At 67.1% G+C, this 24,927-nt stretch carries 23 protein-coding genes; 12 read left to right on the forward strand and 11 right to left on the reverse strand.

Annotated features, from left to right (window positions below; genetic code table 11):
- Positions 1–92 precede the first annotated feature (92 nt).
- Together FHS28_RS15030 and FHS28_RS15035 are read right to left on the reverse strand one after the other, a co-directional pair.
- Complete coding sequence (locus FHS28_RS15030; RefSeq protein WP_088451879.1) at positions 93–428, reverse strand: hypothetical protein; 336 nt, start codon at positions 426–428, stop codon at positions 93–95.
- 248 nt (positions 429–676) lie between these two features.
- Complete coding sequence (locus FHS28_RS15035; RefSeq protein ID WP_088451881.1) at positions 677–1,426, reverse strand: TetR/AcrR family transcriptional regulator; 750 nt, start codon at positions 1,424–1,426, stop codon at positions 677–679.
- Positions 1,427–1,554: 128 nt separating this feature from the next.
- On the opposite strand from FHS28_RS15035, the gene FHS28_RS15040 reads away from it, so the two are divergent.
- The 8 genes from FHS28_RS15040 (at position 1,555) to FHS28_RS15075 (ending at position 9,499) form a co-directional block, all read left to right on the forward strand.
- Positions 1,555–2,511 carry an ABC transporter ATP-binding protein gene (locus FHS28_RS15040; protein WP_088451883.1) on the forward strand — a complete coding sequence of 319 codons (957 nt, stop codon included), beginning with the start codon at positions 1,555–1,557 and terminating at the stop codon, positions 2,509–2,511.
- Complete coding sequence (locus FHS28_RS15045) at positions 2,508–3,293, forward strand: ABC transporter permease (protein WP_246410146.1); 786 nt, start codon at positions 2,508–2,510, stop codon at positions 3,291–3,293. Before FHS28_RS15040 ends, FHS28_RS15045 begins: the two co-directional genes overlap by 4 nt.
- A gap of 18 nt (positions 3,294–3,311) precedes the next feature.
- Positions 3,312–3,578 (forward strand): BolA family protein, encoded by a 267-nt coding sequence (locus FHS28_RS15050; RefSeq protein WP_088451885.1) that lies wholly within the window; start codon positions 3,312–3,314, stop codon positions 3,576–3,578.
- A 94-nt stretch (positions 3,579–3,672) separates the two neighbouring features.
- Entirely contained in the window at positions 3,673–4,332 is a 660-nt protein-coding gene (hisG, locus tag FHS28_RS15055; RefSeq protein ID WP_088451887.1) for an ATP phosphoribosyltransferase, read from the forward strand.
- A 22-nt stretch (positions 4,333–4,354) separates the two neighbouring features.
- Positions 4,355–5,674, forward strand: coding sequence for a histidinol dehydrogenase (hisD, locus tag FHS28_RS15060; RefSeq protein WP_088452340.1), 1,320 nt, complete (start codon positions 4,355–4,357; stop codon positions 5,672–5,674).
- Positions 5,675–5,813: 139 nt separating this feature from the next.
- Positions 5,814–7,364 (forward strand): methyl-accepting chemotaxis protein, encoded by a 1,551-nt coding sequence (locus FHS28_RS24660; RefSeq protein WP_184294952.1) that lies wholly within the window; start codon positions 5,814–5,816, stop codon positions 7,362–7,364.
- Positions 7,365–7,436: 72 nt separating this feature from the next.
- Positions 7,437–8,036 carry a 3'-5' exonuclease family protein gene (locus FHS28_RS15070; RefSeq protein WP_088451891.1) on the forward strand — a complete coding sequence of 200 codons (600 nt, stop codon included), beginning with the start codon at positions 7,437–7,439 and terminating at the stop codon, positions 8,034–8,036.
- Between the two features lie 56 nt (positions 8,037–8,092).
- Positions 8,093–9,499: an MFS transporter gene (locus tag FHS28_RS15075; protein ID WP_184294955.1), complete on the forward strand. Its 1,407-nt coding sequence runs from the start codon at positions 8,093–8,095 to the stop codon at positions 9,497–9,499.
- Positions 9,500–9,509: 10 nt separating this feature from the next.
- On the opposite strand, the gene FHS28_RS15080 is transcribed toward FHS28_RS15075, so the two are convergent.
- The 7 genes from FHS28_RS15080 to FHS28_RS15110 all read right to left on the reverse strand — a co-directional run bounded on the left by FHS28_RS15080 (position 9,510) and on the right by FHS28_RS15110 (position 20,319).
- On the reverse strand, positions 9,510–10,292 hold the full coding sequence (locus tag FHS28_RS15080; protein WP_184294958.1) for a hypothetical protein: 783 nt from the start codon (positions 10,290–10,292) through the stop codon (positions 9,510–9,512).
- Between the two features lie 267 nt (positions 10,293–10,559).
- The gene (locus FHS28_RS15085) at positions 10,560–11,609 is read right to left on the reverse strand and encodes a ZIP family metal transporter (protein ID WP_221193992.1); all 1,050 of its coding nucleotides are present in this window, start codon (positions 11,607–11,609) and stop codon (positions 10,560–10,562) included.
- Positions 11,596–12,984, reverse strand: coding sequence for a class II fumarate hydratase (locus FHS28_RS15090; RefSeq protein ID WP_088451900.1), 1,389 nt, complete (start codon positions 12,982–12,984; stop codon positions 11,596–11,598). The genes FHS28_RS15085 and FHS28_RS15090 overlap by 14 nt, the downstream gene beginning before the upstream one ends.
- Positions 12,984–13,418, reverse strand: a complete 435-nt coding sequence (locus tag FHS28_RS15095) for a hypothetical protein (protein ID WP_088451902.1) — start codon at positions 13,416–13,418, stop codon at positions 12,984–12,986. The genes FHS28_RS15090 and FHS28_RS15095 overlap by 1 nt, the downstream gene beginning before the upstream one ends.
- Before the next feature lie 291 nt (positions 13,419–13,709).
- Positions 13,710–14,924, reverse strand: coding sequence for a DUF1501 domain-containing protein (locus FHS28_RS15100; protein ID WP_088451904.1), 1,215 nt, complete (start codon positions 14,922–14,924; stop codon positions 13,710–13,712).
- A gap of 16 nt (positions 14,925–14,940) precedes the next feature.
- A complete protein-coding gene (locus FHS28_RS15105) occupies positions 14,941–16,542 on the reverse strand; it encodes a DUF1800 domain-containing protein (RefSeq protein ID WP_246410149.1) in 1,602 nt (533 codons plus the stop codon).
- Positions 16,543–16,665: 123 nt separating this feature from the next.
- Entirely contained in the window at positions 16,666–20,319 is a 3,654-nt protein-coding gene (locus tag FHS28_RS15110; RefSeq protein WP_088451910.1) for an indolepyruvate ferredoxin oxidoreductase family protein, read from the reverse strand.
- Positions 20,320–20,448: 129 nt separating this feature from the next.
- Here FHS28_RS15110 and FHS28_RS15115 point away from each other — a divergent pair, with 129 nt between their 5' ends.
- Positions 20,449–20,931, forward strand: a complete 483-nt coding sequence (locus tag FHS28_RS15115; protein ID WP_088451912.1) for an Lrp/AsnC family transcriptional regulator — start codon at positions 20,449–20,451, stop codon at positions 20,929–20,931.
- 42 nt (positions 20,932–20,973) lie between these two features.
- Positions 20,974–21,675: a CBS domain-containing protein gene (locus FHS28_RS15120; protein WP_088451914.1), complete on the forward strand. Its 702-nt coding sequence runs from the start codon at positions 20,974–20,976 to the stop codon at positions 21,673–21,675.
- A gap of 43 nt (positions 21,676–21,718) precedes the next feature.
- Here FHS28_RS15120 and FHS28_RS15125 read toward each other — a convergent pair whose 3' ends face one another.
- Positions 21,719–22,150, reverse strand: a complete 432-nt coding sequence (locus FHS28_RS15125; protein WP_184294961.1) for a hypothetical protein — start codon at positions 22,148–22,150, stop codon at positions 21,719–21,721.
- A 231-nt stretch (positions 22,151–22,381) separates the two neighbouring features.
- Here FHS28_RS15125 and FHS28_RS15130 point away from each other — a divergent pair, with 231 nt between their 5' ends.
- Positions 22,382–22,930 (forward strand): protein phosphatase CheZ, encoded by a 549-nt coding sequence (locus FHS28_RS15130; protein ID WP_088451920.1) that lies wholly within the window; start codon positions 22,382–22,384, stop codon positions 22,928–22,930.
- 152 nt (positions 22,931–23,082) lie between these two features.
- On the opposite strand, the gene FHS28_RS15135 is transcribed toward FHS28_RS15130, so the two are convergent.
- A complete protein-coding gene (locus tag FHS28_RS15135; protein ID WP_088451922.1) occupies positions 23,083–23,901 on the reverse strand; it encodes a M90 family metallopeptidase in 819 nt (272 codons plus the stop codon).
- Positions 23,902–24,299: 398 nt separating this feature from the next.
- Here FHS28_RS15135 and FHS28_RS15140 point away from each other — a divergent pair, with 398 nt between their 5' ends.
- Positions 24,300–24,680, forward strand: coding sequence for a hypothetical protein (locus FHS28_RS15140; RefSeq protein WP_088451924.1), 381 nt, complete (start codon positions 24,300–24,302; stop codon positions 24,678–24,680).
- Positions 24,681–24,927 lie beyond the last annotated feature (247 nt).

Here is a 24,927-nt window from a genome sequence, read left to right on the forward strand (position 1 = left end):
GTCAGGGGCAGCGCGGGAGCAGTTCAGCAGCGAGGCAGCGAGCCGGCGACAGGTCCGCCGCAGGTTGGTGACCAGTCAAGCAGCCCCGGCGCTTACTTGCTGGCGGCCTTGGCGCCCACCTTCGCGCGACCTGCGGCGGTCGGGTAGGCCTCCATCACCCGCACCGGGTCGGCGCTGGCCAGGAACTGGCTGTATTGCTTGGCGGCGCAGTTCAGCGGCTGGCCGTCCTTGGCTTCGCCGCGATACTGGCCCTTGCTGTACACAAAGCGGAACTCGTTGTCGGCCGCGGGGCCATCGAACTTGACTTCCTTCTGGGCGGCGCATTCCGCGCGCAGCGCCTGGGCTTGCGCCGACTCCGCGGTGGCGGCTTGGGCCATCGAGGCCAGGCTCAGGGACAGAACGGCAGCGGTGGTCAGCAGGCGCTTCATGGAGAGGCACTCCTCAAATCAGGTCGATGTCCCTAGGTTATAGGATTGCTTTTTTCTCCGCCAACCATAAGCAGGGGGTGCGTGCGGGCCGCGATTCAGGGTTTTCGCCGAGGAAGCGGGGAGCGCTTGCTGATACGCCGTTGCGCCAAGGTGCGCTGTCTCTCGACATCACGAATCGGGGCGGCCACTGGTTGCCGATCAGCCGGAAGCGTCGCTCAGCCAGAGGTCCGCTCCAGGTGTGGCGCCGCTCAGCCCGTGATCCCGCCCGCGCCCTCGGCAGGACCTGACCCCGTCCGACCGGCAGCCGTTCCAGTCCCGGTTCCTGTGCCCATGCCACTACCCGGCGCGGACTGATACTGCCCCGCCAGCTTGAACAGATGCTCCCGGGACGCCGGCTCCAGATACGGCAGCAGCAGCCCCAGCACGTGGAACGCGCCACGCATCAGCGCCTCGCCGGCCCGCTCGGGCTCCAGCGCATTGCGCGGGTCCCGCACATATTCATAGCTCAGCCAGTAGCTCAGCAGCACCACCATCGCATTGGCGGTGGGCACCGCCTCACGCACCTGCATGCTCAGCGCGCCGCCCTGCTGCAGCCCGGTCAGGATGGCGACCATGGCCTGATTCTTCTGGGTCAGCACATTCTGGAAATGGGTCTCCAGCTTGCGGTTCTTGGACAGCAGGTCGTTCAGGTCCCGGTACAGGAAGCGGTGCTGCCAGATCAGCTCGAACAGCATGTGGAAGAACAGCCATGCGTCTTCCACATTCCGCACCGTCTCGGTGGCGGTCAGCAGTTCCGACAGGGCGCGCTCATACTTGCCGAACAGGGCGTTGATGAGCTCATCCTTGGCCGGATAGTGGTAGTACAGGTTGCCGGGCGAAATGCCGAGCTCCGCCGAGATCAGCGTGGTCGACACATTCGGTTCCCCGAAGCGGTTGAACAGGTCGAGCGTGACTTCGAGGATGCGTTCGGCGGTGCGGCGCGGCTTCTTGGTGGCCATGAGGATACATACGGATTTGCGGCGATTCTGTCATCAAGCTGACCCCCCTGTGCGGTAAGCGGGTCCAAGTTCGTGGGGCAATTCCCCAAATCAGCGGGTTCCCGAGGGCCTCCCTACAATCCCTCCCCATGCCCGTTAGCCCTCCCCCAACGCCGGCGCCGCTGTCGCCGCCGGCCGGCGGCCCGCCCGCCCTGCGTTTTGACAAGGTCAGCAAAACCTATCGTTCCGGCCAGCACAAGGCCCTCGATCAGGTCAGCTTCGACATCCAGCCCGGTGAATTCTTCGGCCTGCTCGGTCCCAACGGGGCCGGCAAGACCAGCCTGATCAGCATCCTGGCGGGCCTGTCCCGCGCCAGCGGCGGGTCGGTGTCGGTGCTCGGCCACGATGTGGTGGACGACTACGCCGCCGCCCGCAAGTGCCTGGGCATCGTGCCGCAGGAACTGGTGTTCGACCCCTTCTTCAGTGTGCGGGAGACGCTGCGCATCCAGAGCGGCTACTTCGGCGTGCGCAACAACGACGACTGGATCGACGAGCTGCTGCTGAACCTGGGTCTCGCGGACAAGGCCCATGCCAACATGCGCCAGCTCTCCGGCGGGATGAAGCGCCGGGTGCTGGTCGCCCAGGCGCTGGTGCACCGCCCGCCGGTCATCGTGCTGGACGAGCCCACCGCCGGGGTGGACGTGGAACTGCGCCAGACCCTGTGGCAGTTCATCGCCCGCCTGAACCGCGAAGGCCACACCGTCCTGCTGACCACCCATTACCTGGAAGAAGCGGAGGCCCTGTGCCACCGCATCGCCATGCTCAAGCAGGGGCGCATCGTGGCCCTGGACCGCACCTCCGAGCTGCTGGCAGGCCGTGCCTCGACCATGCTGCAGTTCAAGACCGATGCGGCCCTGCCGGTGGTGCTGCGGGACCAGTCCCGCATCACCGGCCGGATCGTGCAGATCAAGGCCCATGACGCCGCCGAGGTGGAACACATCCTGGCCACGCTGCGGGAAGCGGCCTGCCCGGTGGAAGACCTGGAAATCGGCCGTGCCGACCTGGAGGACGTGTTCCTCGAAATCATGCAAGGAGCGCACGCATGAGCGGCGGCATCTTCAGCGGCATGCGCCTGGCGGGCGCCCGCACCCTGTTCTACAAGGAAGTGCTGCGCTTCTGGAAGGTCGGCTTCCAGACGGTTGGCGCGCCGGTGCTCACCGCCGTGCTCTATCTGCTGATCTTCGGCCATGTGCTGGAAGATCATGTGAAGGTCTACGGCACGGTGGGCTACACCAGCTTCCTGATTCCGGGCCTGGTGATGATGAGCGTGTTGCAGAACGCGTTTGCCAACAGCTCGTCCTCGTTGATCCAGAGCAAGATCACCGGCAACCTGGTGTTCCTGCTGGTCACGCCGCTGTCGCACTGGGCCTGGTTCCTGGCCTATGCAGGCGCGTCGGTGGTGCGGGGCCTGATGGTGGGCCTGGGCGTGTTCCTGGTGACCTGCTGGTTCGCGCCGCCGGGGCTGGCGCAGCCGGTGTGGATCCTGGTGTTTGCGGTGCTGGGCGCCGGCATGCTGGGGTCGCTGGGGCTGATCGCCGGTCTGTGGGCCGAAAAATTCGACCAGATGGCCGCCTTCCAGAACTTCATCATCATGCCGATGACCTTCCTGTCGGGCGTGTTCTATTCGGTGCATTCGCTGCCGCCGTTCTGGCAGGGCGTGAGCCACCTGAATCCGTTCTTCTACATGATCGACGGCTTCCGGCACGGCTTCTTCGGTGTCAGCGACGTGTCGCCCTGGACCAGCCTGGCCGTGGTGGGCGTGAGCTTCTGCATCATTGCCGGCACCGCGCTGGAACTGCTGCGCCGCGGCTACAAGATCCGCGGCTGACCGGGTAAACTGCGCACCATGGCTGACCCGACCCCTTCCGAAGTGCAAAGCTACATCGCCCAGGGCCTTCCCTGCACCGAACTGCAGGTGGAAGGCGATGGGCGTCACTTCTTTGCCACCATCGTTTCGGCCGAATTCGAAGGTCTCAGCCGGGTGCGCCGCCATCAGCGGGTCTACCAGGCCCTGGGCGACCGCATGCGTGAACAGATCCATGCGCTGTCCATGAAGACCCTCACCCCCGCCGAGTGGGCCCAGCAGGGCACCACGCTGCATCACCATTCCTGACAGCCACCCAGCTTTGAACAGCGGGTGGCGGTGTGGCGCCGTCCGGTGATCCCGCTGCCGTCCCGCTGAACCGAACGTTCAACGAGGACACAGCATGATCACCCTGGCGCTTTCCAAGGGCCGCATCTTCGAAGAGACCCTGCCGCTGCTGGCCGCTGCCGGCATCCAGGTGCTCGAAGATCCGGAGAGCTCGCGCAAGCTCATTCTTCCGACCAATCAGCCTGACGTCCGTGTGGTGCTGGTGCGCGCCACCGATGTGCCCACCTACGTGGCCTATGGCGGCGCCGACATCGGCGTGGCCGGCCGCGACGTGCTGATCGAACATGGCGGCGCGGGCCTCTACCAGCCGCTGGACCTGCAGATCGCCCAGTGCCGCATGAGCGTGGCGGTGCGGGACGACTTCGATTACGCAGGCGTGGTCCAGCAGGGCTCCCGCCTGCGTGTGGCCACCAAGTACACCAGCATCGCCCGCCAGCACTTTGCGGAGAAGGGCGTGCACGTCGACCTCATCAAGCTGTACGGCTCGATGGAGCTGGCGCCCCTGACGGGGCTGGCCGATGCCATCGTCGACCTGGTCTCCACCGGCAGCACCCTCAAGGCCAACCGCCTGGTGGAGGTGGAACGCATCATGGACATCTCGTCGCGCCTGGTGGTGAACCAGGCGGCGCTCAAGCTCAAGCGGGAAGCCTTGAAGCCGTTGATCGACGCCATTGCCGCCGCCGTGGGCCAGCCCGCCGGCAGCCGCCCCGCCTGAGTTCCCAAAGAGCGAGCCCATCATGCTGAACCTTCGCACCCTGCACACCACCGACAGCGACTTCGAGGCGGCTTTCCGCCAGGTGCTGCACTGGTCCGCTGACACCGATGCCGAAATCGAGAAGCGGGTGGAGGACATCCTGGCGGCCGTGCGTGAGCGGGGCGATGCGGCGGTGCTGGAATTCACCGCGCGCTTTGACCATCTGCAGGCCGCCTTGGTCGCCGCGCTCGAGCTGACCCGCGATGAACTCAAGGCCGCCTTCGACGGCCTGCCCCCCGAGCAGGCGCAGGCGCTGAACCAGGCCGCAGCGCGGGTGCGCAGCTATCACGAACGTCAGAAGAAGGCCTGCGGCGAAAGCTGGAGCTACCGGGATGAAGACGGCACGCTGCTGGGCCAGAAGGTCACGCCGCTGGACCGGGTGGGCATCTATGTGCCTGGCGGCAAGGCGGCCTACCCCTCCAGCGTGCTGATGAACGCGATTCCTGCGCAGGTCGCGGGCGTGCCGGAAATCATCATGGTGGTGCCCACGCCCCGCGGGGAAAAGAATCCGCTGGTGCTGGCCGCCGCTTATGTCGCGGGCGTGCATCGGGCGTTCACCGTCGGTGGCGCGCAGGCCGTGGCCGCGCTGGCCTACGGCACGGCCACTATTCCCCGGGTGGACAAGATCACCGGCCCGGGCAATGCCTATGTGGCCAGCGCCAAGAAGCATGTGTTCGGCCAGGTCGGCATCGACATGATTGCCGGCCCCAGCGAAATCCTGGTGCTGGCCGATGGCAGCACGCCACCGGACTGGGTGGCGATGGACCTCTTCAGCCAGGCGGAGCACGACGAACTGGCGCAGAGCATCCTGCTGTGCCCCGATCTGGCCTACATCGGCCAGGTGCGCGAGGCCATCGAACGTCTGCTGCCCGGCATGCCGCGGCGGGACGTGATCCGGGCTTCCCTGGAAGGGCGGGGCGCGCTGATCCACACCCGCTCGATGGAAGAGGCCTGCGAGATCAGCAACCGCATCGCACCGGAACACCTGGAAGTGTCCAGCCGCGATCCGCATCGCTGGGAACCGCTGCTGCGTCATGCCGGCGCCATCTTCCTGGGTGCCTTCACCAGCGAATCGCTGGGCGACTACTGCGCAGGCCCGAACCATGTGCTGCCGACCTCCGGAACGGCGCGGTTCTCGTCCCCGCTGGGCGTCTACGATTTCCAGAAGCGCTCCAGTCTCATCGAGGTCAGCGAGGCGGGTGCGCAGGTGCTCGGACCGATCGCTGCAACGCTGGCGTACGGTGAAGGTTTGCAAGCGCACGCTCAGGCGGCCGAATTCCGGCTGAAGCGCGCTTCAGAGTGATCCACGCCAGCGCCTGACATCCTCCCGCCGAGGGGGGTGATGTCCCTGGGAGGAGACCCGCGACGATGGGGGACGCCCGTCCACAACATCGACGAAGTGGCATAGCATGGGTTCGCTCACACAGCCACAAGGACGTCGTATGCGGTTCTCGGATCTTCGCGTGGGTTTGCGCATCACCCTCGGCTTTGCCGCGGTGTTGCTGGCGACGCTGGTGATCGGCGTGGTGGCCGTCACCCGGTTGCAGGTGATCCAGGGCAATGTCACCGACATGGCCAATGACTGGATTCCCTCCATTAACGCGGTGAACGCGTATCTGGTCAGAGCCAACGAACTGCGGCGTGCCGAGATGGCTGCGGTCCTGAGCGACAACGATGGCGCCTTCGAGTCGGAAGTCAGCCGCATCCGCACGCTGCGCGACACGACCCTGCCAGACCTGGGCAAGAAATACGAAGCGCTGATCTCGGTGAAGGACGAGCAGGCGGTCTGGGACGACACCAAGACCAAACTGGCGACCTTCCTCGCGGCGCAGGACAAACTGCTGGCCGCCCGCAAGGCGGGGGACCGCGCCGCGGCCGCCGCGATGGCCATGGGCGCCTCCCGCGAGGCGTTCATGGGCGTGGCTGGCAACATCCAGAAGCTGGTGGACATCAACACCCAGGGTGCACAGGAGAGCTATCAGGAATCCCAGCGGGTGTTCTCGACGGTCCTCACGACCATGGTGGTGCTGATCGTGCTGGCCTTGCTGGCCGGGGCGCTGCTCTCCTGGTACCTCACACGCAGCACGGTGCAGCCGCTGAACCAGATGGTGTCGGTGGCCCAGCGGGTGGCGGAAGGCAATCTGGCGGTGCAGGTGGATGTGTCCCGACGCGATGAACTCGGGCAACTGGCCCGGGCACTGTCCGAGATGCGTGATTCGTTGAATCAGTCGCTCAGCACGGTGCGCACCAGCGCGGAGAGCATTGCCATGTCCAGCGGTGAAGTGGCCGCTGGCAGCAGCGACCTCTCTGCCCGCACCGAACAGATGGCCTCGAGCCTGGAAGAAACCTCCGCCACCATGCAGGCCCTCACCGATACCGTGCGGCAGAACGCGGACGCGACCCGGCAGGCCAGTCAACTGGCGGTCAATGCCAGCGAAGTGGCGGACCGCGGGGGCGCGGTGGTGACGCAGGTGGTCAACACGATGGAGGAGATCAATGCGTCTTCCCGTCGCATCGCCGACATCATCGGCACCATCGATGGCATTGCCTTCCAGACCAACATCCTGGCGCTCAATGCTGCGGTGGAAGCCGCGCGGGCTGGTGAGCAGGGACGCGGCTTTGCGGTGGTGGCCGGCGAGGTGCGCTCGCTGGCGCAGCGCAGCGCCGAAGCGGCCCGCGAGATCAAGGGCCTGATCGGCACCTCGGTGGACCGGGTGGAGACCGGCGCCCGGCTGGTGGCCGATGCGGGCGAGACCATGCGCGAAATCGTGACCGCCGTTCAGCGGGTCACGGACATCATCCAGGAGATCTCCAGCGCCACGCAGGAGCAGAGCACCAGCCTGATGGAAGTCGGCCAGGCGGTGCAGCGGCTGGATGAGGTGACTCAGCAGAATGCCGCGCTGGTGGAAGAGTCCAGCGCCGCATCGGAATCGCTGCGGGAACAGGCGGGCAGTCTCAAGCAGGTGGTGGCGCAGTTCCGGTTGCAGGAGTGAAGCGATGGGGCCGGGCCGGTCAGACTGACTGAGGCGTGCTGAAATCCCGTTCAGCCGGCCGAAAATCCATCCATGAACGAGCTCTATCTCAGCACCGACATCGAAACCGACGGCCCCATCCCGGGACCGCATTCGATGCTCAGTTTTGGCACCGCCGCCTACACCGCGGACAAGCAACTCATCGCCACCTTCTCCGCCAATCTGGAGACGCTGCCCGGCGCCACCGCCCATCCGGAGACGGCCGCGTGGTGGGCGTCGCAGCCCGAAGCCTGGCTGGCCAGCCGCACGAATCTGGAAAAGCCGGAAGCCGCAATGCGCCGGTACGTCGAATGGATCGGCACCTTGCCGGGCAAGCCGGTGTTTGTCGGTTACCCCGCCGGCTTCGACTTCCTCTTCGTCTACTGGTACCTGATCCGCTTCACCGGCAGCAGCCCCTTCAGCTTCTCGGCGCTGGACATCAAGAGCTACGCCATGGCGGTGCTGGGCACCGACTATCGGGCCACCACCAAGCGCCAGATGCCCAAAGCCTGGTTTGATCGTCTGCCCCATACCCACGTGGCGCTGGACGACGCCATCGAGCAGGGCGCCTTGTTCTGCAACATCCTGCAGGCGAACCGCACCCGCCAAGCCAGCGCGACCGGGCAGCCGGCATCCTCCTCGAAGATTGATTGACATTGTCAACCGTTTCCCCGTAAGCTGTCGGGCTGATCACTGCATTCGAACCTGCCTTGTCCCTTGCTCCTCAAAGCCGCCGTGTGACCCTCGCCATCGCGGCGGTGATGTTCATGCTGGTGCTCGACGGCTCCATCCTGAACACCTCCCTGCCGGCCATTGCCGCTTCTCAAGGCGTGCCCGCCCTGGCGCTCAGCGCGGTCATCACCGGCTATCTGCTCGCGGCCTCTGCCGTGCTGCCGCTGTCCGCCTGGCTGGGGGAACGGTATGGCATGCGCCGGATGTTCCTGATCGGCGTGGCCGTCTTCACTGCTTCTTCGCTGTTGTGCGGTCTGGCCCAGACGCCTGGCCAGCTGGTGCTGGCGCGGGTGGTGCAAGGCATCGGCGGTGGCCTGCTGATGCCCATCGGCCGGACCATCGCCTTGCGCGGCGCCCGCAAGGAAGACATCGTGGGTATCCAGGCGCTGCTCGTCTGGCCGGCGCTGTTCGGCCCGGTGCTGGGACCACCGCTGGGCGGCTTGCTCAGCACCTATGCCTCCTGGCGACTCAACTTCCTGCTCAACGTGCCCATCGGCGTGGTCGGCATGATGCTGCTGGCCCGATGGGTGCCGCGTGATGACGTCTCCGGGACGCCGAGGCCGTTTGACATGCCCGGCTTTCTCGGCGCGGCAGGCGGCCTGACGCTGTTCGTCGGCGGGGTGGAATGGGTGTCGCATGACATGAGCGCGTCGGTGGGCCGGCTGGCGCCGTTTGTCTGTGTGGCGATGGGGCTGCTGGTGCTGGCCTGGACGGTGCGTCACCTGCGGCGTGCCCCGCATCCGGTGGTCAGCCTGAGCCCCTTCCAGCATGCGAGCTTTGCGGTGGCGACCACCGGCGGGACCTTCGCATCGACCGCCATCCAGTCCACGCCGTTTCTGCTGCCGCTGCTGTTCCAGCTGGGCCTGGGCAAGGATGCGGTGAGCGCCGGCGCCATGCTGCTGCCGTACTTCGCAGCCAACCTCGGCATGAAGACGGTGACCACGCCCTTGCTCCAGCGGTTCGGATTCCGACAGGTGCTGTTGACGGCCGGCGGCATCAGTGCCCTGAGCATCGCTGCCTTCGCCTGGGTGGATGCGCAGACGCCGTGGGCGGTGCTGATCGCGCTGCTGGTCGTCAGCGGTGCGTCACGCTCGATGTCGATGACGGCGATCAACACGCTGGCAGTCGCGGAATTGCCGCAGCATCAGCTGGGAGCGAGTTCGACCCTGGCCGCGATTTCCAGTTCAGTCGCGGGTGCCATGGGCGTGGCGGTGGGCGCGCTGGTGCTCGCCGTGAGTGCCCATCTGAACGGGCGAGAGCACCCCATGGTGGGGGACTTCTCCGTCGCCTTCCTCGTGGTGGCGGCGATCAATCTGCTGGCGGTGTTGCGCTTTCGGCAACTGCATCCGGAGGCCGGCGCCGCGGTGCTGCGCGCCAAGCGCTAGCTGTCGCCGGTCAGTCGTCCGACTTCAGCGCCAGCTCCCACACCGGACGGGCCGCATCGAAGATCGAGCCCGCACCCAGCGCTGACGGATCGCGCGCCAGTTGCAGCCAAGCCAACGTGTCGTGATGGTCCCCAGGCAGATAGTCGCGGCTTCGTTCCGACACCAGCCAGGCATGGAGTTGCGCATACTGGTCGGCGTGATGCTGACGGGTCCAGGCCAAGCCCACCAGGTCCCCATAACCTTCCTCACGCCGGGTCGACTTCATCGAGCGATAGGCTTCCTGCAGGTCGGCACTGAGGCCTGCGGGCACCTGGCCGGGACTGAAACCCGCCGGCAAGCCAAACCAGGCACCGTCCAGATAGCGACGGCAATGGCCCAGTTCGTGCGCGGCCATCAGCTCCAGCGCCGGCTTCTCCAGTCCTTGTGGGATGCGGTCCAGCACGGCCTCGCCTTCCGGATTGCCCCGCAGGCTCAGCACCAGTTTGCATCGGCCATTCACGAAGCCCAGCCCGACCGGCGCATCGTCCGCCGAGGCCTGCGGGCGGATCGCCACGTCCAGTGGCAGACCCGCGCTGCGTGCTTCGAGAATCACGGGGCTCATCCCATCCACCCAGCGCTGTTCCAGCGCAGTGAGGCCGGCGGCGTGAGCCGAGATGCCCCAGCACAGCGCCCCCAGCAGAATGAGGCCTTGCATGGCCCAGAACGCGGGGGCGCTGAAACGGCGCCCCAGAGGCTGGGCTGTGGAGGACTGCCGGCGGGCAGTGGAGAGCGAGGAGAGGGAAGAGGACTTCATCGCGGCTCGACCTGATCACGTGGTTCGAGCCTTCATACTGAAGTGCAAGGGCCGCTTGTGCACACGCATAAGGCCCACAACGGGACGCTTCGTGTGACGTGATTCGCGCTGCTGTTATGTGCAGCATACGTACGTCGGCGGTGCGGGGAGAGGCTGTGGAAGTCGTCACGATGGGCAAGGGCCAGCCTCGCCGAGCCCGGGCGGCGTCCGCGCCGAGCCCAACCCTTGAGCTTGACTTCGCCAAGGTCCTGGCACTGAATTGAGAATTCAGCCCAGTGCCGTGTCCAGCACCATCATCAGCGCAAAGCCCAGCATCAACCCCTGGGTGGCCCAGCGCTCGTGGCCTTTGCGATGCGATTCCGGAATGATCTCGTGGCTGATCACGAACAGCATCGCGCCCGCCGCGAACCCCAGGGCCCAGGGCAGCAGCAGCGGCCACTCCGACACCACCCAGGCGCCGAGCACCGCACCCACCGGCTCGATGAGTCCCGAGGCCGCGCCGATGGCCAGCGCCTTGCCACGCGGATAACCCACCGCCATCAAGGCCACCGCAATCACGAACCCTTCGGGCAGATCCTGTATGGCGATGGCCAGACTGAGGCCCGCGGCCGCGACCGGGTCATTGGCCGCAAAGGCCACGCCCATCGCCAGACCTTCCGGCAGGTTGTGCAGGGTGACCGCCATCACAAACAGCGTGGTGCGACGCAGCCGGCGCCCATCCACGCCTTCACGGCCCTTGATGAAGTGCTCATGCGGCAGCCAGCGGTCCAGCGCCATCAGCGCCCAGGCGCCGATCAGCACCGCAGCGGCCACGATCAGCGCGGCCGCGGTGGCCCCATCGCCGTGACCGGCCGCACCCGAGCCGGCGGCGCCGGTCCCCATCACTTCCCGCGCCGCCGCCAATCCCGGCAGGATCAATGAAAACGCACACGCTGCCAGCATCACGCCGGCGCCGAAGCCCATCAGCCCATCCTGCGCGCGGTCACTGAGACTGCGGGTGCCGAGTGCCGGCAAGGTGCCCAGCGCGGTGGCGGCCGCCGCCAGCAGGCCGGCCTGCAGTGCCATGCCAATCACCGAGGGAGCGCTGCCGGGAGTCAGCAGAGCCCAGCCCTCCCGCATCAACAGCCCGGCGCCGGCCAGCAGGATGAACCAGCCCAGGATGCGACGCACTCGCCGGCCTGAGCCACTCGAACCGCTCGAACCGCCCGGGCCGCTCTCACGGCCATCACCGCCATCACGGCGCTGTTCGTCACGGTCCGGACCTCTCTCCAGATCGGGACCGTGATGCGCCGCGACGATGAGGTCAGAGTCCGCCATCCGTCAGCTTCGAGGGATCCAGCATCTGCTGGAGCGTGCTGCGGTCGATCTCGGTCATCTCCGCCGCCACATCCAGAATCGGCCGGTTCTCGGCATAGGCGCGCTTGGCGATGGCCGCGGCCTTGAGGTAGCCGATCTCGCGGTTCAGGGCTGTTACCAGAATCGGATTGCGCGCCAGCGCCTCCTGCAGGCTGCCGGTGTTGACGCGGAAGTCCTGGATCGCCTGGTCCGCCAGCGCGCGGGACGCGGTGGCCAGCAAGGCCAGGCTGTCCAGCAGGTTGTGGGCAATCAGCGGCAGCATCACATTGAGCTGGAAGTTGCCCGACTGGCCGGCGATGGTGATGGCCGTGTCATGGCCGATCACTTGCGCACACACCATCGTCACCGCTTCCGGAATCACCGGATTGACCTTGCCCGGCATGATGCTGGAGCCGGGCTGCAGCGCATGCAGTTCGATTTCCGCAAGGCCGGCCAGCGGTCCCGAGTTCATCCAGCGCAGGTCGTTGGCGATCTTCATCAACGTGACCGCGACGCCCTTGAGCGCGCCTGACAGCGCCACGGCTGTGTCCTGCGCCGACAGCGCGGCGAAGAAATCCGGCGCAGGGCGGAAGGTGAGGCCGGTGAGGCCGGACAACTCATCACAGAAGCGCTGCGCGAATTCGGGATGGGCATTGATGCCGGTGCCCACCGCGGTGCCGCCCTGGGCGAGTTCACAGACGGACGGCAGCAGCGCCCGCAACTGGGTGCGGCGGGCATCGACCTGCGCCATCCAGCCGCCCAGCTCCTGACCCAGGCGCAGCGGCATCGCGTCCATCAGATGGGTGCGGCCGGTCTTCACATGGTGGCCGTCGCTGGCGATCTTGTCCTTGAGCACCTGGACCAGATGGTCCAGCGCCGGCAGCAGCTCGCCCTGCAGCGTCTGCGCGGCGCTGATGTGCAGCACCGTCGGAATGCTGTCGTTGCTGCTCTGGCCCGCATTGACGTGGTCATTGGGGCTCACGGTCGTGCCGTTGCCCAGCAGCCGGGTGGCCAGGGTCGCCAGCACCTCATTGGCATTCATGTTGCTGCTGGTGCCGGAGCCGGTCTGGAACACTTCCACCGGGAAATGGCCCATCAGGTCCGGCGCCTGCAGCAACTGCGCGCTGGCCCGGTCAATCGCCTGGGCAATGTCTTCCGGCAACTGTCCCAGGCCCAGATTGGCACGGGCGGCCGCGGCTTTCTGCTGCAGCAGCGCCCGCACAAAACGTTCGGGCATCGGCTGCCGGCTGATCGCAAAATTGTTGACCGCTCGCTGCGTCTGGGCGCCGTAGAGGGCGTCGATCGGCACATCGATCTCGCCCATGCTGTCACGTTCAATGCGGGTGGCTGACTTCATCAGGATTCCTTCAAGGGACTTTGACTGAGGCACCACTGGAAGCGCTGTACGCGCGTCGCCAGCGCGTCATCGGCACGGGCCAGCGCCACCAGCGCGGCCAGGGGCCGCTGGAGCTGGTCGAGGCAGGCCAGACGCCAGTGCCAGGGTAGCAGCGGATTGTGGGCGGTGGCGTACAGCAGTCGCAAGGCCTGCTCCTGCGCCGGGACGGGCGCAAGCACCCCGCAGCCGATCAACTGTTCAGTGGCCAGCTGATGCTGGCGCAGCAGCACCGGGTCGTCGGGCGTCAGGCCGCAGGCGATCTTCAGACCCAGCCAGCGCAGGCACTCCACGCCCGGATGGTCGGCCGTGTTGCCCTGCGGGTCATCTGCCCGTGGGCTGGTGGGAAACCCTCCCGAACGGAAGAGGGACGAGGCGGGAACGGGCATCGACGGCATGGCGACTCCTGGCGACTGCAACCCCGGACACTCCGGCGGCAAAAACGGGCAGGACAGCTGGCGGGACGCTGGCAGGGAACACGCGGGAGAGGGCTGCACCGTTGTTGGGCAGGTGGCGCGCCTGAAAATTCCGCAGCAGGGACGGGGCGGGCACACGCGGGACGACGCGCCAGGACAGCCTTGGCGCAATCGCGTCCGCATGAGCCGGTCACCCGACCGCTGCACCCGATCCTAGATGAGAATGGCTCTCATCGACAAGCGTTTGGGTCGCGAAGTGCGCGGGCCGTTCAGTCAGATCAGTGCGAGGTCACGAGGCGCTGCCGACGGGAACACCCGCGCCAGGGCGGCATTGGACAAGCCGAACTGGCGCTGCCACAGCCCGCCGAGCACCGCGCGGTAGTCGTTGAGCACCGGATAGTCCCGGTTCTGGAACAGCGTGGTGGCCGTCAGCGGCACTTGCTCGCCAGCGACCGGGCCACCCTGGGCCAGCCCGCCGCCCAGCAGCCAGTAGACGCTGCCGTGGCCGTGGTCCGTGCCGCGATTGCCGTTCTCGCGAAAGGTGCGGCCGAATTCGCTGATCACCATCACCGTGGTCTGCCGCCACAGGCTGGGTCCCAATTCGTCGGCAATGGCTGCGAGGCCGCGGCCCAGTTCCTCGAAGCGCGACGCCAGCGCCCCGGTCGCGCCGCCCTGGTTCACATGCGTGTCCCAGCCGCCAATGTCGATGAAACCGAGGCTGAAGCGGCCGCGCATCAGCGTGGCAATGCGCCGCGCTTCCAGCTCGAAGCCCTTGGCGGGGATGGCATTGCGGCCGGCGGCATCCATCTCCTGCTTGAGCCGCTCGGGCGACAGGTCCCGCGCCAGTTCCTCACGCAGGGTCAGTCCTTCTTCGACATTGCCGGCCAGCGGCTGGCCCTGGTACATGCGGCTGATCAGATCGCGGCTGCGAGGATCGACCGCCGGCTTGGCGGTGTTGCGCAGCGCCGCATTGGCGATGCGGGCCGGGCCGCGGAAGGCGATCGGCAACTGGTCGGTGAAGGACAGCGCCTGCTGGGCATCCAGCTCTGCGGCGAGGCGATTGAGAAAACCGGAGTTGTAGTCCCGCGAGCCGGTCAGCGGCTGGCCCATCTCGATGCTGTCCTGCGTTTCGAAATGGCTGCGGGTGAGGTCGTCGGTACCGGCAAACGGGATGAAACGGGCCTGGCCTGCCAGCATCAGCGGATGGATGCTGCTGCGCAGCGCCGGATGCAGGCCCCAGTCGGCATTCACCGGCAGGGCCGTGTCCGTGCCCGGACCCGGCCTGGCGATGGCGATGCGGGGCCGCTGCTCGTAGTAGAAGCTGCTGGAGACGGGCACCAGCAGATGGGTGGCGTCATAACCGCCGCGCAGGAAGACCAGCAGGAAGCGCGGGCGGTCCTGGCCGGCTGCAAACAGGCGCGCGCCCGAGAGGCCCAGGGCGCCGGCCGCCGCGGCCTGCAGCAGGTGTCGTCGATGGATGAGGCTCATGAAAAACTCCTGCGGCTCATCGGTACATGAAATCCGGGCTGGACAGGTACAGGCTCAGCCATTGCTGCTGGGAGCCGGCCTGGGCCAGTGCATCGCGGGTGTTGGGGCCGACGGTCGCCAGCACCCGGGACTTGAGCGGGGTCAGGTCTGGCATCGGCACCGGCGTGTTGGTGCCGTCGGCCCGGAAGATCGGCGCCGCACCGCCGCCGATCTGGCGCGCCAGTTCAAAGCGGGTCGTCATCTGGCCGGCGCTGTTCCAGGCTTCATCCGTCAGCGGATAACCGTCCGGCGTCTGTTTGTCGTAGAGGCCCTGGCCGAGTCGCCGCAGCCAGTTCTGCAGCGGCTGGCTGTTGACCATCGGCCGGGACTCAAACCCGGCGCGCAGGCTGGAGAGCAAGTAGTGCTGCGGGTCCTTGAACTTCGGCGGCGTGCCGGGCGCAACAAAGGCCGGCGACAGGAGCAGCGGACGCAGCGTGGCGGGGATGTCGCCGCGGGTGCGCTGGAAGGCGCGGGCCATGTCGTCCACCAGCGCGGGCGGCGGTTGATCGCTCAGGAAAAACACCGCCAGCTTGCGGCTGATGTGCTGGGCGGTGGAGGGATGCGCCACCAGCAGGTCCAGCACTTCGTCCAGCTCCGCCGCGCCGCGTCCGCGGATGGTGTGGCCGAGGACCTGCTTGTCGCCGAAGTCGTGGCGTCCGGGGTGGAACTCGAAGAAGCCGTCCCGTTGGTAGAGCGCAGCAAGCCTGGGATTCAAGCGCGGCGGCTCGTCTTCGACGCGCACGCCAAAACCGGTCAGCACCCGCGCCAGTTCCTGCACGTCGCGCTGGGAGTAGCCGCCGTTCACCCCCAGCGTGTGCAGCTCCAGCAGCTCGCGGGCGTAGTTCTCGTTGATGGCACGCACGGCGTTCTGGTCGTTGTCCAGGTAACGCAGCATCGCCGGATGGCGGGCGACCGCGCCCAGCATGCGACGGAACGACCCCAGCGTCTGCGGACGCAGCGCGCGGTCTTCATAGTCCGGCAGCAGCAGTGCCACTTCCCGCTTGGCCTGATGCACATTGAAATGGTTGAACCAGAACCAGGCCATCTGCTCCAGCAATTGATGCTCGGAGTACAGCTGCCGGGTCAGTTGCCGGTCTCCCGCTTCACGCACGGATAGTTGGCGGCTGGTCTGGTACTGCTGCCGCAAGGCCACCCGCTGCGCTTCGTCGGCGGCCTTGTCGGCATTGCGGCGCAGGGCTTCTGCATCGCGCACCCGCAGCAGCGGATCGGTGCGGCTGATCTGCAAGGCGTCGATGCTGGCCTGGTAGGGCGGGGGCAGCTTGGTGGCGGGATGGGCCTGGAGCTGCTGCTCGACATAGCGCGGCCAGCCGAGCGCTTCAATGAGCGCCAGTTGTGATTGTGTGGCGCCCCAGCCGATGCGGTCGGCGGCGCGCTGGCGTTGCTGCGCATCCAGCGGCGCTGCCGCAGGGCCCGTGGCGCAGCCCGCCATGAACAGGCTGCCGCTCAGGCCGGCACCCAGTCCGAGGCCGCTGTGGAGCCCGGCGGTGGAGGCCGCGCCCGTCAGTCCACTGAGCCAGCGCATCGCGCCGCGACGGGAAAGTGTCAGCTTCGACATCATGGCCAGAGCATGCCGTGACCGAGCGGCGGCTGTCCACGGCCTTTGCGTTAATTCACCTCGCAACCGGCTGTTGCGTGAAGACTGCCACCGGTGGGCCCGATGGCAGCCAGATGAATCGGCACGTCAGAGCTCCGCTACACCCTTCACCCGGGCCACCGGCTTGGCCACCACGGCCACCGGCACCTCCGCCACGCGGCCGTGGAAGCGATCCAGCAGATCCTTCCATTGCGCGCGCACCGTCACCACATTCGCCAGCTTCACATGGCCGTAACCGCGGATGCCTTCCGGCAGACGCGCCAGACGCACCGCCGTGTCCAGCCGCTCGGCGCTCAGATGCGCCAGCAGCTCGTCCACCAGCGCTTCGTAGTCGCGCAGCAGCTGACGCTCCATCCGGCGCTCTTCGGTCTTGCCGAAGACGTCCAGGGCGGAGCCCCGCAGACCCTTGAAGCGGGCCAGCACCTTCATCGCCTTGAAGGTCCAGCCGCCGAAGGTGACCTTCTTGACGCGGCCGTCGGGGCCAGGACGTGCCAGCAGCGGCGGGGCCAGATGGAAGCTCAGCTGGTCCCAGTCCTCGAACTGGTTGCGCAGGGCCTGCTCGAAGCGGCCGTCGGTGTAGAGCCGCGCCACTTCGTATTCGTCCTTGATGGCCAGCAGCTTGGCGTAATAGCGGGCCACGGCGCGGGTCAGGCGCAGTCCCTTGCCGGCCTCGCCCAGCGCGGTTTCTGCGGCGCGCACCCGCTGCACCAGCGCCTCGTAGCGACGTGCATAGGCCTCGTCCTGGTATTCGGTCAGGAAGGTCTTGCGGCGGGCGATCAGTCCGCTGTCGCCATCGAGCTGGTCGAAGTTGAAGAACTGCACCGGCGTCGCGGTGGATCCGGCCAGACGCTCCAGTGCCTGCGGCGCGCCGATGGCCAGGCGACCCAATGCAAAGGCAGTCTTGTTGTTCTCCACCGCCACACCGTTGAGCTCGATCGCGCGCATCAACGAGGCCAGGCTCAGCGGCACCAGGCCGCGCTGCCAGCAGGCGCCCAGCATGATGATGTTGCTGGGCATGGTGTCACCCATCAGCCGCTGGGCGATGTCCTGCGCATCGATGCTGTTGATCAGGTCCGGCTGACCGCCCACCGCATGCTGCATCTTGGCCAGCAGCGCTTCCGGCTGCAGCGACGCATCCGGTTGACGGACGAAGGCGGCCGTCGGCAGTTCGTGGGTGTTGGCCAGGATGACGGTGCGGCCCGCCTTGACGGTGGCCAGGGCGTCCGCACTGGCACCCACCACCATGTCGCAGGCCAGCAGCACGTCGGCCTGCTGGGTGTCGATGCGGACCTGGTTCAGCAGGTCCTGCGTCGGCGCGACCCGCACGAACGACAGCACCGCGCCGCCTTTCTGGGCAAAGCCCATGAAGTCCAGCACCGAGCCCTGCTTGCCTTCCAGATGCGCGGCCATCGTGACCAGCGCACCCACGGTCACCACACCGGTGCCGCCAACGCCGGTAACCAGCATGTCGAACGGACCGGTCCAGGGCCAGGGCTTGGGCACGGGCAACGCAGCGATCTCGCGAGCGAGGTCCTCTGCGCCGAAGCCCGCCCCGGCGCGCTTCTTGAGCTTCGCGCCGTGCACCGACACAAAGCTGGGGCAGAACCCGTTGACGCAACTGAAGTCCTTGTTGCAGCTGGTCTGTTCGATCGCGCGCTTGCGCCCCCAGTCGGTTTCCACCGGCACCACCGACAGGCAGTTGCTGGCCTGGCCGCAGTCGCCGCAGCCTTCGCACACGGCTTCATTGATAAAGATGCGGCGCGGCGGGTCGGGGAACTCCCCCTTCTTGCGGCGACGGCGTTTCTCGGCCGCGCAGGTCTGGTCGTAGATGAGGACGGTCACCCCTTCGATCTCGCGCAGCTCGCGCTGCACCTGATCGAGCTGGGCGCGGTCGTGGAAGGTGGTGCCGGCCGGGAACAGGCCCTCATGGCCCTGGTACTTGCCGATGTCGTCGGAAACGACCACCAGCCGCTTCACGCCCTCGGCCTCGACCTGCCGCGCAATCTGCGGCACGCTGGTCTGGCCGTCCACCGGCTGACCACCGGTCATCGCGACCGCGTCGTTGTAGAGGATTTTGTAGGTGATGTTGGCCCGCGCCGCGATGGCCTGGCGGATGGCCAGATAGCCCGAGTGGTAGTAGGTGCCGTCGCCGAGGTTCTGGAACACATGTCGCTCGGTGGTGAAGCGCGAATGCGCCGCCCAGTCCACGCCTTCGGCGCCCATCTGGATCAGGCCCGAGGTGCCGCGCTCCATCCAGCTGGCCATGAAATGGCAGCCGATGCCTGCGAGCGCGCGGGAGCCTTCGGGCAGCTTGGTGGAGGTGTTGTGCGGACAGCCCGAGCAGAAGTAGGGCTGGCGGCGCACACCATCGGCGCCGTTGGAGAGCAGGCAGGGGGTGAGGAAGTCCACCACCAGATGGCGACGGTCCAGGGCCGGATTCAGCCGGGCCAGCCAGTCGGCGACCGTCGGCATGATGCGGGAGGGGCGCAGTTCCCCGAGCGCGCTGAGCACCGGTTGCCCATGTTCATCGGTCTTGCCGACGACGCGGGGCCGTTGGCTGTCCGGCAGGTGGAACAGCAGTTCCTTGATCTGCCGCTCGACCACCGGCGCCTTTTCTTCGATGACCAGCATGTCGGTCAGGCCCTGCGCAAATTCACGCAGGCGGGTCGGCTCCAGCGGGAAGACCAGGCCCACCTTGTAGACCCGGACGCCGGCGGCAGCCAGGGCATTGGGATCCAGGTCCAGCCGGCGCAGGACTTCCATGAAGTCGTAATGCGCCTTGCCGACAGTGACGATGCCCAGCGTCGCGCGCGGGCTCACCACCACGTGCTTGTCGATGGAATTGACTCGGGCGAAGGCCAGCACCGCATCGATCTTGTGGGCGAGGCGGGATTCAAGCTCCAGGGACGGCAGGTCCACCGGGCGGATGTGCAGGGAGGTCGGCGGGGTGTGGGGGACGGGCTGTTCGAAGTCCAGCGGGACGGCGTCCAGATCGACCGTCATGCCGGATTCGACGACTTCCGAAATCGCCTTGAAGCCGACCCACGCGCCGGAGAAGCGCGACAGCGCCCAGCCGTACAGCCCGAACTCGAGGTACTCGGCCACATTGGCCGGATGCACCAGCGGCATCGACCAGGCCTGCAGGGCGAGATCACTCTGGTGCGGGGTGCTGGAGGAAACACAGCCATGGTCGTCGCCGCAGACCACCAGCACGCCGCCCTGCGGCGAGGTGCCGTAGACGTTGCCATGCTTGAGCGCGTCGCCGGACCGGTCCACGCCGGGGCCCTTGCCGTACCACATGGCAAAGACGCCATCGACGGTGCGCTTCGGGTCCAGCGCCACGCGCTGCACGCCCAGGCAGGCGGTGGCCGCGAGGTCTTCGTTGATGGCGGGCAGGAAGTTCACCTGCGCCTCGTCCAGGAACTTCTTGGCCTTCCACAGCTGCTGGTCCACCATGCCCAGCGGGCTGCCGCGATAGCCGGAGACGAATCCGGCGGTCTTCAGGCCCTGGCGCTCGTCCATGCGCTTTTGCATCAGCAGCAGGCGCACCAGGGCCTGGGTGCCGGTGAGGAAGACCTGTCCGCTGGTGGCAGCCAGGTTGTCGGAGAGTTTGTAGGGCCGCAGCGCCAGGGCACCGGTCTCGGCGGGCGGCTGCGACTCGGCGGCAACGGCGGTGGCGGCTTGCGCGCCCGCGGAGGAGGAAAGCGGGTGCGTCTTGCTGACGTCTTGTGAGCTGGACATGGCCTGTCTCCGGGCGGTGGGCCCGCTGATGGGGAAAAAGGCATTCTTGATGAGCGGTGAGTGTCAAACTTGCCTGCTTCTCTCCCGAGCCCTACGATCTTGAGTGGAAAAAACTCAAATTAGCGTGAAATGGCAAAGGAATCTTCTGACGTCGCCTTGGACCGGGCCACACGCCTGATCCTGGAGGCGCTGCAGCAGGACGCCAGCCTCAGCACCCAGCAACTGGCGGACCGCGTCGGCTTGTCCGCCACGCCCGTCTGGCGACGGGTGCGAGAGCTGGAAGAACGGGGAGTCATCCGCCGCCAGGTGGTGCTGGTGGACCGGGAGCAACTGGGGCTGTCCATCTGCGTGCTGGCCAATGTGAGCCTGGTGCGGCACAGCGAAGGGGCGGTGGAAGCGTTCGAGGCGATGGTGGCGGCCAGCCCGGAGATTGTGGAATGCCAGGCCATCACCGGTGAGGCGGACTACGTCATCAAGGTCGTCGCTCCCGACATGAAGGCCTACGACCAGTTCCTGCAGACCAAGATCTTCAAGGTGGCCGGGGTGCACAGCGTGCGCAGCAATGTGGTGCTGCGGGAAGTGAAGTACGAAACCGCCATGCCGGTGCCGTGATTCCGCATTGGCCGGGCTGGCGGGCTATGTCATGCTCGCCGCATGTTCACCGTCTACGGCACTTCCGGAAAGATTTACACCGGCTCTCTGGAGCAGGTGCGTGATCTGGCGCCGGTGCAGGCGGTGGCCCGAACCCGGGCGGTGGCGCCCATCGCGCAGCAGGAGCCGGGCGAACCGTCGTCAGTGGCCGTGCGCCTGGGGCAAGGGCAGGGCGGCAGCAGCGGCGGAAGCGTACCGACCGGACCCAACCGACCGGAGCAGACCTATGCCGCGCATGAGGCACTCGCCGCCTACGGCGCACCCGCGACGGTGCGGCAACCCTTGTCCCTGGTGCGGCAACTCATGAGCCGGCGGCTGGTGAGTGTGCGGTCGGGCGTTTCGCTGCGGCGTGCCTGGGGAGTGTTGGCCCGCGCGGGCGTGGGGCAGGCGCCGGTGCTGGGCCCGCTAGGCGAGGTGATGGGGTTGATCACCCGCGCCGACCTGCTGCGCGGCTTGTCCGACGATCTCAGCCAGATGGGCGAAGTGACCTTGCGGCTGGATCAGCCGGTCGATGAGGTTATGTGGACCCCGGTGCCGGCCGCGCAGGAAGAGACCCCGGTGCGCGAGGCGGCGCAGCTGATGATGGACCTGGGACTGCCGGGCCTGCCGGTGGTGGACGAGACCGGCCATGCGCTGGCCTTTGTGTCCCGAAGCGATCTGCTGCGGGCGCTGACGCACGAGCCGCCGCTGGATCTGTGGTCCTGAACCCCGTTTTGAGACGCTCCTGAGCGGTCCGCGCCGGGCGACCTCAATAACGCTTGTTGTACTTCTGCGCCGCTTCGAGTTCCAGCGCCTGCTGGGTGCGCCAGTCGGTGCAGACGAAGACGCCGTCCTCGAAGACGATGTCGGGCAGCGATCCGTCGCCATGGGCCATCCGCCCATCCTTGCAGATCATGCTGCTCTGGGCACTGGACTGATCCGACAGGGCCTTGCCCACCGCCATGCTGTCCCGGGTGAACAGCGCCAGCGTCGCCATGCCGATCAGCAAACCCATCACCAGCGTCACGCCGCCAACGATGTCCATGATGTCCCGCATCGCCGACGGCGGCTTGACCGTCGTGGGCGACAAGCGCTGGCCCGACGCAAAGCTCACCGCTTCCACCGTTCCGGCCTGGGGCGCGGGGCGGGCAGACGAGCGGGAATACGGCGAGGGGCGGGTGGATGCGCGGGTCGTGGCCATGTTCATCTATCGATCGGACGGCGGTGCGGGCCGGACGGCGGGGCAAGCACTGCCACTACGGGCAGGTGTCGAACGAACCATCCAAGCCTACTAGGCGACCGGCCTTGGCAATCACTTAAATGCGGGGTCGATCCCCAAAAATGCACGGGGCAGACGGGTGCTTGCCGTTGGTTACAGTCGTTGCAGAATTAAGATTTTGGCGCTCAAGAAAACCATTTTTGGTGCGCCAACATGTCCGACTCCGAATCCCCTTCTTCAGTGGCAGGCGCGCACCATGCGCTGCACAAGCTGTCGCAGGAACTGCCGGATGCCTGTGAGCGTCTGGATTACGTCAAGCGCATGACCGACCAGGCCGCCAGCAAGGTGCTGACGCTGGTGGATGCCGCGCAGGACGATGCCGAAGCGGTGCGGCGACAGGGGAGTGAGCTGTCCGAGTCGCTGCAGCGGCTGGCGGTGTCGCCGGAGCTGAGTGTGGAACGCGCGCGAGCCATGATGCGGCTGTGCGCCGCGTATGCCGCCAGTGCGGCGGGGTTTGCGGAACGGGTGAAGGGCCTGCAGACCGAGATCATGATGGCGCAGGACTTCCAGGATCTGTCCGGTCAGGTGATCAACAAGGTGCTCGGCATGTTGCGGCCGGCGGAGGCGCCGCTGCAGGACCTGCTGGCGCAGTACGAGGCGGCCGGGCCCACGGTGGAGGAGCAACTCGCCGGGGTGCAAACCCCCGACAAGGCCCTGCAACAAGACGACGTGGACGCCCTCCTCGCGGAGATGGGGTTCTGAAGCCCCCGGCCTGATTCGCGCTGAACGCGCTCGGTCAGTCCGCCCCCCGAGGGGGCGCGCAGGCCACCTTGGGGCGGCCCGGCGGTGGCCTGCCATCACTCAGTAGGGCTCCCGCGCTCATGGAGGCTGCTCGTGGAGCATCGGGTGGGGCATCACTGCCACAGCAGCGGATCGAGCTCGTAGAAGCGGCGCAGTTCGGCATAGACCGCCGGATGGGCCTGGGCGAGGGCGGCGGGCTGGCAGAAGAAGCGCTCGCTCGCGACAGCAAAGAATTCGGCCGGTTCGGTAGAGGCGTAATCGCCCAGTGGATCGGGCTCGCCGGCCTCCAGCCGCGTGCGCAGCACCGCAAAGCTGTGCTGCATCACCTGCGCCCAGCGCGCCTGCCGGCCACGGTCCCCCAGCAGCGGCGCGCCGTTGGCAAAGCCCTTGTCCTGGTCCAGCTGATGGGCAAACTCATGCACCACAACGTTCTGCCCCGCGTCAGGGGAAGCCGCCTCCCGCTGCACATGGTCCCAGGACAGCACCACCTGCCCTTCGCCCCAGCTCTCCCCGCTCAGCACCTGGCGCTGCTGCATCTGCAACGGCCCCTGCTGCCGCACCCGGTCCACAATGAATGCGCCCGGATAGACCAGCACGCTGTGCAGCCGCGGGTAATACCCGCGTGAACGGCCCAGCAGCGGCAGACAGGCCAACGCAGCAATCGTCACACGCACTTCATCGGTGATGATCTGGCCGGCACAGCCAATGAACTGTTTTTCGGCCAGAAACACCTGCATCTGTCGCTTGAGCCGCAATTGCATGTCGGTCGGCAGACGGGCCACCTGCGGCACATTGCGGCGCAAGATCGCCCGCCACGGCGCCGGAAAGGCCCGCGCCCGCAGCCGCGAACGGCGCCAGATGACCCGCCAGGGCTGACTGGCCCACCAGCCGCACAGCAGCAACGCCCCCAGCACCAGCAGGATCAGCCCCATGACTTGCGCCTCATGATTCGGCCCTCGACCAGCGCTGGGACGTCACTTCGGGTTGAAGCGAACCGGTCAGGCGCTTGCTTTCAACATGCATGGCTGAGCCAGCAATTTCAAGTGGGTGAGGTCCGCGCAGTCGTGAGGGAACGAAACTCCCGCGCCGGGGCGCCCCTGCGCCGCTCGCCATAAGCCCGTTGAAGCAGCCGCCAGGAGGGGCGTTACATCCCCAGCAGGCGCACCGCGACATTTGAACAGCCGCCGGGCGACAGGCGCACGCGCTGGGCGCTGATTGCGCAAGGGGCAAGACCCGGCCCCGGACAATCGTGTGATCGGCCGCCGGTCGAGATTCTTGAGCCACAGACAAAAGAGAGACGGCCGGCGCACGGGCGCCGCCGCAGACCGGTTTGACGCTGACGGAGATCATCGCCACGCCCTTGAGGACCTCACCCTTCGATGTGAGTCCCCTGCGGCAATACCAGGCCCAGCAGGCGCAGGCCATGCGGGACGGCCCCCAGCCTTCGGTGGTGCTGCGTCTGTCGCCCTACGTCGGCAGCACGCCGCAGCAGGACTACACCGCGCGCCAATGGGCAGACGTCACGAGCGGCGAGCACCCCATCGCTGCGCCTGCCGCTCCGGTATCGGCGGTGCACACGCCCGCCCATACCCGGGCCACCTACACGCCAGTGAGCGGTCATGACATCACTGTGTCGGTTGACCTCGGACCTGTGTTGTGGAACCGGGTCGAGCGGGGCGGCGTCGGCCAGCTCATTGATGTCACCGCCTGAGCAACATCCCCCAACACTCCCCCTGCAAGCTCAGAACAAGCCGCTGCGCTGCAGGCACTAGAGCGCGTCATTTGCTCTTGATGCCGTTGCATGGTGCCGCTGTATTCCCTGTCGCTCTCTTCTGGCGTGCCGGTGCAGGAGGAAACGTGGGACCCGGGCACGGGTCCCGCGGCCATCCCCTCCTGCGTTGACAGTTTCTCCACCGCCTGGCGTGCCCTTCATCACCTGAGGCAGCGCCTGACGACCT

It is taken from the genome of Roseateles terrae (genome assembly GCF_014192155.1).
Taxonomy (GTDB): Bacteria; Pseudomonadota; Gammaproteobacteria; order Burkholderiales; family Burkholderiaceae_C; genus Roseateles; species Roseateles terrae.

Excerpts from the sequence above, each read along its gene's own strand:
- FHS28_RS15030 (WP_088451879.1), bottom strand. The coding sequence starts at position 428 with ATGAAGCGCCTGCTGACCACCGCTGCCGTTCTGTCCCTGAGCCTGGCC.
- FHS28_RS15035 (WP_088451881.1), bottom strand. The coding sequence starts at position 1,426 with ATGGCCACCAAGAAGCCGCGCCGCACCGCCGAACGCATCCTCGAAGTC.
- FHS28_RS15040 (WP_088451883.1), top strand. The coding sequence starts at position 1,555 with ATGCCCGTTAGCCCTCCCCCAACGCCGGCGCCGCTGTCGCCGCCGGCC.
- FHS28_RS15045 (WP_246410146.1), top strand. The coding sequence starts at position 2,508 with ATGAGCGGCGGCATCTTCAGCGGCATGCGCCTGGCGGGCGCCCGCACC.
- FHS28_RS15050 (WP_088451885.1), top strand. The coding sequence starts at position 3,312 with ATGGCTGACCCGACCCCTTCCGAAGTGCAAAGCTACATCGCCCAGGGC.
- hisG (WP_088451887.1), top strand. The coding sequence starts at position 3,673 with ATGATCACCCTGGCGCTTTCCAAGGGCCGCATCTTCGAAGAGACCCTG.
- hisD (WP_088452340.1), top strand. The coding sequence starts at position 4,355 with ATGCTGAACCTTCGCACCCTGCACACCACCGACAGCGACTTCGAGGCG.
- FHS28_RS24660 (WP_184294952.1), top strand. The coding sequence starts at position 5,814 with ATGCGGTTCTCGGATCTTCGCGTGGGTTTGCGCATCACCCTCGGCTTT.
- FHS28_RS15070 (WP_088451891.1), top strand. The coding sequence starts at position 7,437 with ATGAACGAGCTCTATCTCAGCACCGACATCGAAACCGACGGCCCCATC.
- FHS28_RS15080 (WP_184294958.1), bottom strand. The coding sequence starts at position 10,292 with ATGAAGTCCTCTTCCCTCTCCTCGCTCTCCACTGCCCGCCGGCAGTCC.
- FHS28_RS15085 (WP_221193992.1), bottom strand. The coding sequence starts at position 11,609 with ATGGCGGACTCTGACCTCATCGTCGCGGCGCATCACGGTCCCGATCTG.
- FHS28_RS15090 (WP_088451900.1), bottom strand. The coding sequence starts at position 12,984 with ATGAAGTCAGCCACCCGCATTGAACGTGACAGCATGGGCGAGATCGAT.
- FHS28_RS15095 (WP_088451902.1), bottom strand. The coding sequence starts at position 13,418 with ATGCCGTCGATGCCCGTTCCCGCCTCGTCCCTCTTCCGTTCGGGAGGG.
- FHS28_RS15100 (WP_088451904.1), bottom strand. The coding sequence starts at position 14,924 with ATGAGCCTCATCCATCGACGACACCTGCTGCAGGCCGCGGCGGCCGGC.
- FHS28_RS15105 (WP_246410149.1), bottom strand. The coding sequence starts at position 16,542 with ATGATGTCGAAGCTGACACTTTCCCGTCGCGGCGCGATGCGCTGGCTC.
- FHS28_RS15110 (WP_088451910.1), bottom strand. The coding sequence starts at position 20,319 with ATGTCCAGCTCACAAGACGTCAGCAAGACGCACCCGCTTTCCTCCTCC.
- FHS28_RS15115 (WP_088451912.1), top strand. The coding sequence starts at position 20,449 with ATGGCAAAGGAATCTTCTGACGTCGCCTTGGACCGGGCCACACGCCTG.
- FHS28_RS15120 (WP_088451914.1), top strand. The coding sequence starts at position 20,974 with ATGTTCACCGTCTACGGCACTTCCGGAAAGATTTACACCGGCTCTCTG.
- FHS28_RS15125 (WP_184294961.1), bottom strand. The coding sequence starts at position 22,150 with ATGGCCACGACCCGCGCATCCACCCGCCCCTCGCCGTATTCCCGCTCG.
- FHS28_RS15130 (WP_088451920.1), top strand. The coding sequence starts at position 22,382 with ATGTCCGACTCCGAATCCCCTTCTTCAGTGGCAGGCGCGCACCATGCG.
- FHS28_RS15135 (WP_088451922.1), bottom strand. The coding sequence starts at position 23,901 with ATGGGGCTGATCCTGCTGGTGCTGGGGGCGTTGCTGCTGTGCGGCTGG.